The sequence below is a fragment of the Thermomonas sp. genome, from assembly GCF_046293095.1.
Classification (GTDB): domain Bacteria; phylum Pseudomonadota; class Gammaproteobacteria; order Xanthomonadales; family Xanthomonadaceae; genus Thermomonas.
Window position 1 is genome coordinate 528,117 of sequence record NZ_JBKBPN010000001.1, and the last position, 12,330, is coordinate 540,446.

10 protein-coding genes are annotated in these 12,330 nt (G+C 71.8%); 3 read left to right on the forward strand and 7 right to left on the reverse strand.

Annotation, left to right across the window (positions count from 1 at the left end; genetic code table 11):
- The first annotated feature begins 8 nt into the window (after window positions 1–8).
- Both ACK4SG_RS02600 and ACK4SG_RS02605 read left to right on the forward strand, forming a co-directional pair.
- Entirely contained in the window at window positions 9–269 is a 261-nt protein-coding gene (locus tag ACK4SG_RS02600; RefSeq protein ID WP_409599388.1) for an exodeoxyribonuclease VII small subunit, read from the forward strand.
- Window positions 262–1,164, forward strand: a complete 903-nt coding sequence (locus tag ACK4SG_RS02605) for a polyprenyl synthetase family protein (protein WP_409599390.1) — start codon at window positions 262–264, stop codon at window positions 1,162–1,164. The genes ACK4SG_RS02600 and ACK4SG_RS02605 overlap by 8 nt, the downstream gene beginning before the upstream one ends.
- Before the next feature lie 71 nt (window positions 1,165–1,235).
- On the opposite strand, the gene ACK4SG_RS02610 is transcribed toward ACK4SG_RS02605, so the two are convergent.
- The 5 genes from ACK4SG_RS02610 to pmbA all read right to left on the reverse strand — a co-directional run bounded on the left by ACK4SG_RS02610 (window position 1,236) and on the right by pmbA (window position 6,372).
- Window positions 1,236–1,676 carry a DUF4870 domain-containing protein gene (locus ACK4SG_RS02610; protein ID WP_409599392.1) on the reverse strand — a complete coding sequence of 147 codons (441 nt, stop codon included), beginning with the start codon at window positions 1,674–1,676 and terminating at the stop codon, window positions 1,236–1,238.
- Window positions 1,677–1,863: 187 nt separating this feature from the next.
- Entirely contained in the window at window positions 1,864–2,289 is a 426-nt protein-coding gene (locus ACK4SG_RS02615) for a DUF4870 domain-containing protein (protein ID WP_409599394.1), read from the reverse strand.
- A gap of 74 nt (window positions 2,290–2,363) precedes the next feature.
- Window positions 2,364–3,524 carry a DUF1501 domain-containing protein gene (locus ACK4SG_RS02620; protein ID WP_409599396.1) on the reverse strand — a complete coding sequence of 387 codons (1,161 nt, stop codon included), beginning with the start codon at window positions 3,522–3,524 and terminating at the stop codon, window positions 2,364–2,366.
- A gap of 2 nt (window positions 3,525–3,526) precedes the next feature.
- Complete coding sequence (locus ACK4SG_RS02625; RefSeq protein ID WP_409599398.1) at window positions 3,527–4,909, reverse strand: DUF1800 family protein; 1,383 nt, start codon at window positions 4,907–4,909, stop codon at window positions 3,527–3,529.
- A 92-nt stretch (window positions 4,910–5,001) separates the two neighbouring features.
- Window positions 5,002–6,372 (reverse strand): metalloprotease PmbA, encoded by a 1,371-nt coding sequence (pmbA, locus tag ACK4SG_RS02630; protein WP_409599400.1) that lies wholly within the window; start codon window positions 6,370–6,372, stop codon window positions 5,002–5,004.
- Between the two features lie 17 nt (window positions 6,373–6,389).
- Between pmbA and yjgA the strand changes: the two genes are divergently transcribed.
- A complete protein-coding gene (gene yjgA, locus ACK4SG_RS02635) occupies window positions 6,390–6,971 on the forward strand; it encodes a ribosome biogenesis factor YjgA (protein ID WP_409599402.1) in 582 nt (193 codons plus the stop codon).
- Here yjgA and tldD read toward each other — a convergent pair whose 3' ends face one another.
- Together tldD and ACK4SG_RS02645 are read right to left on the reverse strand one after the other, a co-directional pair.
- Window positions 6,972–8,420, reverse strand: a complete 1,449-nt coding sequence (gene tldD, locus ACK4SG_RS02640; protein ID WP_409599404.1) for a metalloprotease TldD — start codon at window positions 8,418–8,420, stop codon at window positions 6,972–6,974.
- A 44-nt stretch (window positions 8,421–8,464) separates the two neighbouring features.
- Window positions 8,465–12,292, reverse strand: a complete 3,828-nt coding sequence (locus ACK4SG_RS02645) for a YhdP family protein (RefSeq protein ID WP_409599719.1) — start codon at window positions 12,290–12,292, stop codon at window positions 8,465–8,467.
- Window positions 12,293–12,330: the final 38 nt, after the last annotated feature.

The following is a 12,330-nucleotide window of genomic DNA, read 5'->3' on the forward strand; positions in this document are numbered from 1 at the left end:
CTTGCGCCATGGCCAAGAAACCCGCCCCGCAGGACGTCTCCCCCGTCGCTGACTTCGAACAATCGATGCAGGCGCTGGAGGAACTGGTCGGCCGCATGGAGGCCGGCGATATGACCCTGGAGGAATCGCTGGCCGCCTACGAGCGCGGCGTCGGCCTGTACCGCCGCTGCCAGGGCGCGCTGGAGCAGGCGGAACTGCGCGTGCGCCTGCTCAGTGACCCGGCGCGGCCGGACGACGCACGCGCGTTCGACCTCGGCGACGATGGCTGAGCCGTCGTTCGCGGGTTGGCGCGCGCGCCTTGACGCCGCGCTGCTCGATGCCCTGCCCGATCCCGCCCTGGCGCCGCAGCGTCTGCACGCGGCGATGCGCCACGGCGTGCTGAACGGCGGCAAGCGCGTGCGCCCGCTGCTGGTCTACGCCACCGGCGTCGCGCTGGGGGCCGATGCAGCCAAGCTGGACGCCGCCGCGGTCGCAGTCGAACTGGTGCACTGCTATTCCCTCGTCCACGACGATCTGCCGGCGATGGACGACGATGCCCTGCGCCGCGGGCAGCCCACCGTGCATGTCGCCTTCGATGAAGCCACCGCCATCCTTGCCGGCGACGCCCTGCAGGCATTGGCCTTCGATGTCCTCGCCGCTGCCGCGCTGCCGGCCGAGACGCGCGTGGCGATGCTGGCCGAGCTGGCGCGTGCCGCCGGCGTGGCGGGCATGTGCGGCGGCCAGGCGCTGGACATCGATGCGACGGGCAACTGGGGCAGCACCCGCGCAAGCGACGCCACCTTCCAGTTGGCCGACCTTGAACGCCTGCACGCGCTGAAGACCGGCGCGCTGTTGCGCTGCGCGGTGCGCCTGGGTGCCCTGGCCGGGGACGCCTTGCCCGCGCAGCGACAGGCGCTGGACACCTACGCCGACGCGCTGGGTCTTGCCTTCCAGATCAAGGACGATCTGCTGGACATCGAGGGCGATGCCGCCACCCTCGGCAAGACCGCCGGCAAGGATGCGGCGCAGGACAAGGCCACCTTCCCCGCGCTGCTGGGCGTGGACGCCAGCCGCACGCGGCTGGCAACGCTGGCAGCGACCATGCGCGACGCCTTGGCGGCGCTGGACGCCGACACCCGCGCGCTGGAGGCTCTGGCAAGGCAGGTGGTCGAGCGCGACCGCTGATCGGTCGCCCCGCCTGGCAACACGCAGAAAACAGGCCGGGCTTGCCCGGCCTGTTCCGTACTGCCGCGGAGCTACAACAGACGCAGCGTGAAGGGATAGCGGTAGGGCTCGCCGTTCAACGCCTTCACCGTGGCCATCACGCTGCACACCAGCCAGCTGGCCGCCACGGCCACCGCCAGTACGACAAGCAGCAGGCCCGCTGGCAGGGTCACGATGGCCCCCAGGCCCAGCGTCAGCACCGTCGCCCCCACCAGCAGCCCGCCCACGATGACCAGCGCGCAGGCCAGCAGGAACATCGTCAGGTTGAAGTTGAACGCTTCGCGCGCATGCGTCGCGGCGAATTCCGAATCACCCCGCTTGACCAAGTAGACCACCAGCGCCGCCAGCATCCCGGCGATGCCGGCGCTCCAGCTGGTCAGGAAGGCCAGCAGCAGGGCGCCGCCATGGGCGCTGGCCGCCCACAGGCGGTCGTGCTGGGTCGAGGACAGCGTCTGCACCTGCACGGTTTCCATTCTTGTCTCCCGCCGGAACCCGTTCCGGCTTGGGTCAAGGATGGCGGCGCCGCGAGGCAATGCAAGACCGCCTGCGACGAAACCGGGCCGCATGCGACGAAGAGGCGTTGGCGCGGATCGAATCCGGCGCCGGAAACGGACAAGCCCGGGACAGGCTCGGGCTTGTCGCGGCATGACGCGGTTGCGCTTACTTGATCAGGCGCACGGTGAGCGGGTAGCGGTACGCCACGCCCTCGTTGGCCTTGATCGCCGCCAGGATGATCAGCACCAGCGCACCGATCCCCACCACCAGCATCAGCGGCCCCGAGATCAGGATCCCGATGCCCAGGGTCACCACGGTCAGCACCAGCAGGATGAGGAAGATCGCCGAAACGGTGATGTTGAAGTTGAGCGCTTCCTTCGCCTGGTCGGCAACAAAAGGCATCTCGTCCTTCTTCATCAGCCAGATCACCAGCGGGCCGATGAAGAAACCCCAGCCGCCGAAGGCGGAGGTCAGCAGGCCGCCGAGCAGCGCGGAGAGATGGGCGAACATCGCCCACTGGCGTTCGTCCTTGGAAGGGGTGCCCGCCACGGGCGACGGCGGCGGCGTAGCAACGGTGTCGTTCTGGTCCATGTGTGATCCCCGGTGAGTGAACACGGCGTGGTGCCGTGCTACCGGAGGATAACGTGATCACGTTGCGAATGCGGTCAGGCGCGACGCACCAAGCCGGCCATGGGTGCCACGTCGCCGCTGTCCGGGAACACCCGCGCCAGCGCGTCCTCCGGCAAGTGCAGATGATCGCGCAGCACGCCCTTGAACAGCCCGCGCATGTCGGTGGTGGCGCGCAGGTCGCGGCCATCGTTGAGCTGCGTGCGGCCGAGGCCGGGCCAGTCGCCGGCGATGCGGCCGCCCTGCACCGCGCCACCGGCAAGGAAGGCCACGCCCCCGGTGCCGTGGTCGGTGCCGGCGGTGCCGTTGATGGCTGCGGTGCGACCGAACTCGGTGACGATCGCCACTACCACGTTGTTCCAGATCGGCTGCGCTCCCTCGCGGAACGCGCGCAGCCCGGCGTCCAGCTCCGACAGCTTGCGGCCCAGCACGCCGCGCTGGTTGTTGTGGGTGTCCCAGCCGGTATCTTCCACGAAGCCGATCCGCGGCCCGTCCGCCGCGGACAGGAAGCGTGCCGCCGCGGCCATCGATTGCGCCAGCCGCGGGCCCGCGCCGCGCGCGCCCATGGGATCCGGCGTGCCCTCCATGCCGGCGTCGATCTGGGCAAACGTCGGCGCCAGCTGGGGGTCTTCGGCGTACAGGGCCTGCAGGCGCTGCCACAGGATGGGATCCACGCCGTCCGGCAAGGGCGGCGACCAGGTGGACACGCGGCCGCCGCCACGCATCGCCAGCGGCATCACCGCGGCAACGGCCAGTCCCGATGCCCCCGGCATAGCGGCCACGCAGCGATTCAGCCAGCCCTGCGCGCCGCCCCCGCCGCGGGTGCCGTTTTCCACGCAGTCCTGCGCTTCGAAATGCGAACGCTGCCGGTACGGCGGCGCCACCGCCACCACCGGCAGCAGCTGGCCGCGCCCGTACAGATCGGCCATCCCGGACAGATGGCCATGCAGGGCGAAATCGCCATCCAGCCGCCGCAAGGCGGGTTCACCCGGCGCGTTGGCAAACGCCCCGCGCAACGCCGCGAATGCCGGATCGCCGATCGGCTGCAGCGCGTGCAGGCCATCCATACCGCCGCGCAGCAGCACCAGCAGGAAGCGCGTATCCCGCAGCGACGTGGCAGCCACCGCGAACCGCGGCAGTGCCGCCGCGGCCAGCGCCGCCGCCCCCATACCCAGGAATCCCCGTCGATCGAGCGCCATCGTCAGCACCTCCACTGGAAAACGGGACTGGCCAGCAGCAGGGCAACGCCCTGCTGGGCGGATTCGGCGCGCCGCAGCGCCAGCGCGGCGTCGGCAGCCAGCCCGTCGCCCAACACGTCCGCGCCCAGCGCTGCCGGCGACGCCACGGCGGCACGCTCGGCCAGCGCCTGCGCCGCCTGTACACGCTTGAACAGGGCATCCGGCCCACCCCAGTCATCGGCAATGTCACCGAACCCGGCAGGCGACCGCGGCTGGAACAGGGGTTGCCCCAGCTGCGCCTGCAGCTGCAGGGCCAGCCGGACGTCCGCATCGCCGTCCAGCGCGGTGGCGCGCAGCGCCGACAGCAGGAAATCGTCGGGCGTCTTGAACTTGCGGGCGTCCTCACCCCACGCCGCGTCGTCGTCGATCATCGCGGCATACAGCGCCGGCAGCGCGCCGTCGCTGTCCAGATAGGCCCGCGCCATGCGCGCCACCAGCGCCGGCGGCGGCACATCGGCCACGCAATGCCGGGCCAGCTTGAAGGCCAGGTGCCGCGCCGTCGCCGGATGCACCGCGAGGTCGCGCAGGATCGCCTCGGCCTGCCCTGCGCCGGCATCGCGGTAGGCCTTGCCGAAGACGGTGCGCACGCCCGGCTCATGGGCCTCCGCGCGGAACACGGACGCCTGCCCGTCGGTGATCTCCTCGCGCGGCCCCGGCACGCTCCAGCCGGTCAGCGCGCGGGCCAGCTCGCCGACGTCCGCCTGCGTGTAGCCGCCGTCCACACCCAGCGTGTGCAGCTCCAGGATCTCGCGCGCGAGGTTCTCGTTCAGGCCGCGCTTGCGCGCGTCCGGCCGGCGCGCGGCGCGGCGTGCCGAACGCTGGCCCAGGCGGGAGTCCTCGCCGATCGACTGCGCGTTGTCGAGGTAGAGCAGCATGCCGGGATGACGCTCCACCGCCAGCAGCAGGTCGGCAAACCGGCCGAACGCGTGCGGGCGGATGGCTTCGCGCTCCATCGGTGCGGCGAATGCCGCCGCGATGCGCTTATCCACCGAAATGGCGAAATGGTTCGACCAGAAGCGCACGATGCGCTCCGCGAACCCTTGCGTGCTGCGCGCCGCCACCTGCTGGCGCAACACAGCCTCCTGTACCAACTGACGCCGGAAGCGGCGCTGTGCGGGGGCGGGCACCGCGTCCGGCGCGGCCTCCACGCCGGACGCGGCCTTGCGCGCGTCGCGGCGCGCGCGGAGCAGGTCGTAGTACTGGCCGAGGTAGGCCGCGCTGGTCGGCAGTCCGGCGAACGCCGTCCCGACGTCGCTTCCGCTCAGCTGCGCGCGCAACCAGCCGCGCGGGTCATCGCCAACCCGCGCCAGTTCACCCGGCCGGGCGCCCAATCCGAATCGATTCACCGCGGATGCGGCTGCCCGGACATCCATCAGCCAAGCCCTCTGCGTTAGTCATCGGGTAAACGCGGGTGCGGGCCGGCGGTTGACATGATGCCTCAGCCGTCGCCGGCCACCGTCATCCGGCCCACCAGGATCGACCCCGTGCGCACGTGCGAGCGCGGGTCCACGTCGCTGCCCACCGCTTCGATGGCGGCGAACATCGTCTTCAGGTTGCCGGCGATGGTGATGCCATCGACGGGATAGGCGATCTCGCCGTTCTCCACCCAGAACCCCGCTGCGCCGCGCGAATAATCGCCGGTGACCGCGTTCACGCCCTGCCCCATCAGCTCGGTCACCAGCAGGCCGCGGCCCATACCGCGCACCATGGATGCCAGATCGCCGGCATTGGCGCGCACGTTGAGGTTGTGTACGCCGCCGGCGTTGGCGGTGGTCGCCAGCCCCAGCTTGCGGGCCGAGTAGCTGCCCAGCACGTAGCGCTGGACGATGCCGCCGGCGACCAGCATCGAGCGCCGCGTGGCCACGCCTTCGGCGTCGAACGCGGCGGAACGGAACCCGCGCGGCAGGAACGGGTCCTCCTCGATGGCGAACCAGTCGGGAAAGACGCGCGTGCCCGCGCTGTCCAGCAGGAAGCTGGCGCGCCGGTACAGCGCACCGCCGGACACCGCGCCAACGAAACTGCCCACCAGCGACCGCGCGACCTCCGCGCAGAACAGCACCGGCACCTCACCGGTTGGCAGCTGGCGCGGATCGAGCCGGTCCAGCGTGCGCCGCGCGGCCTTGCGGCCGATGGCGTCGGGGCTTTCGAGATCGGACGACGCCAGCGCCACGCTGAACCAGCCGTCGCGCTGCATGGCGTCGCCCTCGCCGGCGATCAGCGCACAGCCGAGGCTGTACGAGGTCGCACGCTCGGCGCCCAGGAAGCCGTGCGAGTTGGCGTACACGCTGAGCGAGGCGTTGGCGTTCATGGACGCGCCGTCGGAATTGCGGATGCGCGCATCCACGTCGCGCCCGGCGGCCTCGCAGGCCAGCGCCACGTCGATGGCGCGCGCGGCATCCAGCGGCGCCGGATGCCAGGCGTCGAACTCGCGCAGCGCGGTCGCCATCAGCGCGGCCTCGGCCAGGCCCGCGGCGGGATCCTCCTCGGTGTGGCGGGCGATCGCGCAGGCCTGCGCCACCGTGGCGGCCAGGCTGTCCTCGCGCAGGTCGGCGGTGCTGGCGCTGCCCTTGCGCTTGCCGAAATAGACGGTCACGGCGACACCGCGGTCGCGGGTGGCCTCTACCGTTTCCACGTCGCCCATGCGTACGTTCACCGCTAGGCCTGCGTCCTCATTGCAGGTCACCTCGCACTGGTCGGCGCCGGCGGCGCGGGCCCGGCCCAGCAGCTGCTGGGCGACATCGGACAGACGGGCCAACCGCTCCCGGCTGTCGTCGGCGGGATGGGCAAGATCGTGGGATGGCGTGTTCAATGGCTTATCCTGTGGCAATGCGAGGACGTGACGAAGAAACCGGCGAGTTTTTCAGCCCCAGCCGCAGCGGGCAGCGCCGCGCGGCGCTGGACGTGCTGGAACTGGGAGAGCAATTGGTGGCGCTGAGCGCGGCCCAGCTGGCGCGGCTGCCGATCCCCGAAGACCTGATGCCGCACATTCGCGAGACCCAGCGCATCACCTCGCACATCGCCCACAAGCGGCAGCTGGCCTTCCTGGCCAAGCAGATGCGCAAGCTGGACGACGCGGTGCTGGACACGATCCGCGACGCCATGAGCAAGGACGGCGAAGCCGCGCGTCGGGAGACCGCGCTGCTGCACCGCGCCGAAACCCTGCGCGAGGCGCTGCTGGGCGACGACGGCGACGCCGCGCTGACCGGCCTTCTGGCCGCGCACCCGCACGCGGACCGGCAGCAGCTGCGCCAACTGGTCCGCAATGCCCGCGAGGAACGAGCGAAAAACAAGCCGCCGCGGGCCTTCCGCGAGCTGTTCCGCTCCCTGCGCGAGCTGCTGGCGCAGGACGCTGGCGCCGCGGACGACGGGGCGGACGCTATGGACGTAGGCGACGACGACCACGGCTGATCAGCCCGCCTTCGTCCCGCCCACGGTCAATTCCGAGATCAGCAGGGACGGCTGCCCCACGCCGACCGGCACGCTCTGCCCGTCCTTGCCGCAGATCCCCACGCCATCGTCCAGGGCGAGGTCATTGCCGATCATCGCCACCTTGCGCATGGTCTCCGGGCCGTTGCCGATCAAGGTGGCGCCCTTCACCGGCGCGGTGATTTTGCCGTCTTCGATCAGGTAGGCCTCGGTGGCGGAGAACACGTACTTGCCGCTGGTGATGTCCACCTGCCCGCCGCCGAAATTGACCGCGTAGAGCCCCTTCTTCACGGAACGGATCATCTCTTCCGGGTCGTGCGTGCCGGCGCGCATGTAGGTGTTGGTCATGCGCGGCATCACCAGGTGCGCGAACGATTCGCGGCGGCCGTTGCCGGTGGGCGCCATGCCCATCAGCCGCGCGTTCAGCGTGTCCTGCATGTAGCCAACCAGCACGCCGTCCTCGATCAGCGTAGTGCAGGCCGTCGGCGTGCCTTCGTCGTCGATGTTCAGCGACCCGCGACGGCCGTCCAGGGTGCCGTCGTCGACGATGGTCACGCCCTTCGCCGCCACCTGCTGGCCAATGCGGCCGGCATAGGTACTGGTGCCCTTGCGGTTGAAGTCACCTTCCAGCCCGTGGCCCACCGCCTCGTGCAGCAGCACGCCCGGCCAGCCGTGGCCCAGCACCACCGGCATCGTGCCGGCCGGCGCATCGACCGCGTCCAGGTTCACCAGCGCCTGCCGCAGCGCCTCGCGGGCGAATTTTTCCGGCTTGCCGTCGGCCAGCAGGTCCTCGTAGGCGTAGCGCCCGCCGAAGCCGGCGAAGCCCGATTCGCGGCGGCCATGCTGCTCCACGATCACCTGGATGTTCATCCGCACCAGCGGACGCACATCGCCGGCCAGCACGCCGTCGCTGCGCGCCACCAACACGGTGTCCACGCCGCCGGTCAGGCTCACCATCACTTGCCGCACGCGCGGATCCAGCGCGCGCACCAGCGCGTCCACGCGGCGGAGTGCCTCGACCTTGGCGGCGTTGTCCAGCGCGTCGACGGGATCCAGCGCCGGGTACAGCGCGCGCCCGGCATTGGGTTGCAGCGCATGCGCGCCGTGGGCACGGCCGTCGCGGGCGATCGCGCGGGCCGACTGCGCGGCGGCCAGCAGTGCCGGCGCGTCCAGCTCATCGGAATAGGCGAAACCGGTCTTCTCGCCAGCAATGGCACGCACACCCACGCCCTGTTCGATGCTGTGCGAACCGTCCTTGACGATGCCGTCCTCCATGCTCCACGCCTCGCGCCGCGCGTGCTGGAAGTAGAGGTCGCCAAACTCGACGCCGGGCCCCAGCAGGGCGCCGAACGCGCGCTCCAGCGCGGCGGCGTCCAGCCCGGTGGGCAGCAGCAGGCGGGTCTGGGCGATATCGAGTGCGTTCATGGGCAACGTCTGGCAGGAATGAAGGAGAAGTGGCGTCGATCGTGGCGGAATCAATCGCCGCGCGGGCGGGCGGGGTCCGGTGCCTCCGACGCGCTGCGGGCCACCACGTCGACCTTGGGTGAGGCCCAGGGCCCGGTGACGCGATAGGTCTTCGCGCCGATGCCGCGCAGCGGCTTGTCCAGCACGGCGTTGGCCACCGCGCCGACCGCTGCACCAACCGGGCCGCCCGCCAATGCGCCCACCGCCGTCAGCAGGCTGCCGGACTTGGGCCGCACCTCCACGGTCTGGTCGAAGCGCTGGTTGCGCAGGTCGGTGGTGCCGCGTACGTGAATCTCGGCGGCGGGACCGCGCACGGTCAGGTCATCGGTGCGCAACTGGCCCTGCGTCAGGACGGCATCGCCCTGGATGCGGTCGAAGGCGAAGCCCTTGCTGAAGATGTCGCTGAAATCCAGGGTCAAGCGTCGGCGCAGCTGCGCCACGCCCAACAGGCCCAACACGCGCCCGGCACCGGGCTCGATCTCCAGCAGCTGGCCGTCGCGCACGTCCGCCACCAGGCGCGCCTCCACCGTCGCCGGATCGAAGTCCGCAGGTCCTCCACGCCAGCTGGCCACGGCGCCCAGCGTGCCCTTGCCGCCAGCCACCTGGCCGCCAAAGCCCAACCCGCCCAGCAACGTGCCGACGTCATCGCTGGTCACATCCAGCTTGAATTGGCTGCGCGCGGCCGCCCCGCGCCCGATCCAGCTGCCGCTGGCGGACAGGCGCTGCTTGCCGCCGGTCGTGGTGAACTCGTCCATGCGCAGCCCGCCGGCCACGGGCGTGCTGCGGAACCTGGCGCGCCCCATGGCCGCCCCGCCGATACCCAGATCGCCGACGTCGATCAGCAGCGGCGGAATCCCGGCCGGGTCGAACCCGGTTGCCGGCAGCGTACCGGCGGCGGCTGGCGTGGACGGCCCGCCATCGCGCGGCGGCAGCGCCCAGTGCAGGCGATCGAAACGTCCGGCCACCGTCGCGCCGGCCTGCGACGGCACCGTCAGCGTGCCCTCGATGGCCGCGCCCTGAACCTGCACCGCCGTACCGCGCGGCGACGGCGCCACCACCAGGCGCGCGGCGCCGAGGTCGGCGCCCAGCAGGTGCAACCGGGCGGCATCCACCTCGATCCGCCGCAGGGGCAGCGATGCCTCGTCGCGGCCCCCGCTGGCGACGCCGATCCAGTCCAGTGCGTCCAGTTGGTCCACCCGGCCATCAACCAGCAGACCCGATGCCGGTGGCGCCGCAGCCTGCCCGCCGCCCAACTGCACGTGCAGGCCGGTGCGGCCGCCGGTGGTGCGGCTGCGCAGCGACAGCAGGTTGCCCAGAGTGACTTCGACATCGCCGCTGTCCAGCGGCAGGCGGAGCTCGACTTCGGCCGGCAGCGCCTGCGCGGCCGGCTTGCGCAGAGGCGCGGGCAGATCAATGGCGGTACCGACGAGTCCCGAGCGCAGGCGCAACCGGCTGGGCGGCGCGGCCTGTCCGGCGCCGCGCGGCACGGCCAGCTCGGTCGTCCAGATCGAACTGCCGCGCAGGTAGGGCTTCAGCCAGCCCAGGTTGCCGGCCTTGTCCAGCAGGCCGTCGATATCCGCCGGCGCCTGCAGCGTTGCTTCAAACGCCTGCGCCGGATCGCGCACGTGCGGGCCGGCACGCAGCGACAGCACCCCCGGCGCGCCGTCCTGGCGCACTTGCAGGTCGCTGGCATCGAAGCCGCCGCGATCGAAGCGCACCTGTCCACGGACCTGGTCGAACGCCAGCTTCCAGCGCTGCTCGGCAAGGCGTACGCCAGCCAGCGCCACCGTCCCTTCGATGAGCGGCGGCGCGGTCGCGTCGTGGTGCAGCGGCAGCCGCATCTGCAGCCGCGCCTGCGCCGGCCCTGCGGCCCGCAGGTTGTCCATCGTCTCGCCGTACTCCTTGTGCAGCGGGCTGGCGCGGAGCATCGACAGGAAGCGCCCGGCGTCGCTGGCGGCCGCAGCCTCCACCGTCAACTCCGCCTGTCCGAAACGGGCGATGCCGGCCTTCAGCGCGGACACCGGCACGCCGGCCAATTCCGCGCGGCCGTTGGTGATGGTGAAGCCGTTGGCGACGAAGCGGAGGTCGGCAGCAAGATGCTGCGCCGCTGGCCAGTCGCGCTGGAACTTCACGTTGCCGTCGTCGATGCGCGCGTCGGCGCGGAACACGCCGGCGCCGGCCAGTCCCGGCTCGTTGCGGAACGGCCAGTCGTCCAGATCGCCCGCCACCACCGCGTGGATGTCGCGCAGGGTGCCGCCCTGCAGGGCCATGTCCAGCCACTGCACGGTCGACTTGGGCATCAGGTAATGGACCCAGAAGCCGTGCGCCGCCGTCAGCGGAATGTCGCCAATGTCCACGGCCAGATCCAGCCGCGGCCGCGTGCCGTCTCCCGGGAAGCCGATGCCGCCGCGTGCGCGCAACCGCAGGGTGTCCCCGTCGATGGCCAGCCCCGGCGTGCGCGCCGTCCAACCGCTGCCGTCACGCCACGCCACGGCCTCGCCGTCCAGCCGGAAAGCGTGCACGACGCCGAAGCCGGCCGGCCAGTCGAAGGCCATCCGCGCATCGGGATCGAAGCGCAGGCGCACGCCGTCCTGGTCCGCCTGCAGCCAGCCGTCCACGCCGCGCAGGCCCGGCGCGTGGCCCACTGGATCAAAGCCCAACCCGCGGAGACGGGCGCTGGCGTGCAGGCGGCCATTGGGTTGCAGGAATGCATCAAGAGCCTCTACCCGCACCGTCGGCGCTGCGGCGCGCACCCATGCCCGCAGGCCTGCGGGCATGACATCGGTCAGCGCCACCGCCTGCAGCAGCGGCGCCAACTCCAGCTGCGGCACCCGCAGCGCATACCCCTGCCGTCCTCCTGCCAGCGCCAGCCCATCCGCAGTCTGCCGTTGCACGCCGTCGCCCAGGCGCAGGCGCGGCACCCATAACTGCCATGCCGCCATGCTGCCGGTCCAGTTGGCGTCCAGCACCAGCTCGCCCAGCGCGCGCACCGGCGCCGGTTGGCCGGGTGCCGCGCGGCCGCGCAACCGCACGTCCAGCAGACCGGCATCGACGCGCAGCGCTACCACGCGCTGCCCACGCAAGCGGGCCCACGCACGCAGCCGGCCGCGACCGGCCAGTGGCGTCAGGCCGGCCACCTCAAAGGTGCCTGCCAGCGCAGCCAGGTCGGCCTGGCGCGCCCCTGCGTAGATGCGACCGTCGCCGGAGCTCCGCAACAGCTCCCCTGCGACATCGAACGGCTGGCCGCCGGCGCGCAGCCAGGCGCGAGCCCCCGCACGGATGCGGGCATCGTCCACCTGCAGGCGCAAATCGATGCGGGGCAGGCGCAGGTCGATACCCAACTCGGGCGCCAGCACCCGCAGCCGGGCTTGCGCCAGCTGCAGCTCGCCCAGGTTGGAGAGCGCATCCAGCGGATTGCCGGTGGACTGCTGCCCGGGCAAGCCCCGCACTTGCCACTGCCCGTCCGGCGAGCGCTGCAGGGTCAGGTCCAACCCGCGCAGGCGCAACTCGGTGAACGAGCGACCGGGCAGCCAGCCGGTGTACTGTGCCACCAGCACCTCGGCATCACCGATGCGCAGCGGATCGGCCGGGTCGCCCACCCGCAGGTTTTCCAGGCGCAGCAGTGGCCCGCGTCGCGTCCACTGCGTAGTGACGCGGTCAAATGCCACCGGTCGTCCAGCGCGCGCGCTCAACCATTCCGCGATGTGATCGGGATGACGCTCTGCCAGCGGCAGCAACTGGCTGCCGATGCCATTGCCAAGGGCCAGCAGCACCAGCAGCACCGCCAGCGCGTAGCCGACGCCACGCCGCAGCAGGCGCAGCCGGTGGCGCCAGGGCATGGTCACGGCCGCCCGCCCCCGGCCGCGTCACGACTACC

Coding starts and splice junctions, on each gene's coding strand:
- ACK4SG_RS02610 (WP_409599392.1), bottom strand. CDS start 1,676: ATGGAAACCGTGCAGGTGCAGACGCTGTCCTCGACCCAGCACGACCGC.
- yjgA (WP_409599402.1), top strand. CDS start 6,390: ATGCGAGGACGTGACGAAGAAACCGGCGAGTTTTTCAGCCCCAGCCGC.
- ACK4SG_RS02645 (WP_409599719.1), bottom strand. CDS start 12,292: ATGCCCTGGCGCCACCGGCTGCGCCTGCTGCGGCGTGGCGTCGGCTAC.
- ACK4SG_RS02605 (WP_409599390.1), top strand. CDS start 262: ATGGCTGAGCCGTCGTTCGCGGGTTGGCGCGCGCGCCTTGACGCCGCG.
- ACK4SG_RS02600 (WP_409599388.1), top strand. CDS start 9: ATGGCCAAGAAACCCGCCCCGCAGGACGTCTCCCCCGTCGCTGACTTC.
- ACK4SG_RS02615 (WP_409599394.1), bottom strand. CDS start 2,289: ATGGACCAGAACGACACCGTTGCTACGCCGCCGCCGTCGCCCGTGGCG.
- ACK4SG_RS02620 (WP_409599396.1), bottom strand. CDS start 3,524: ATGGCGCTCGATCGACGGGGATTCCTGGGTATGGGGGCGGCGGCGCTG.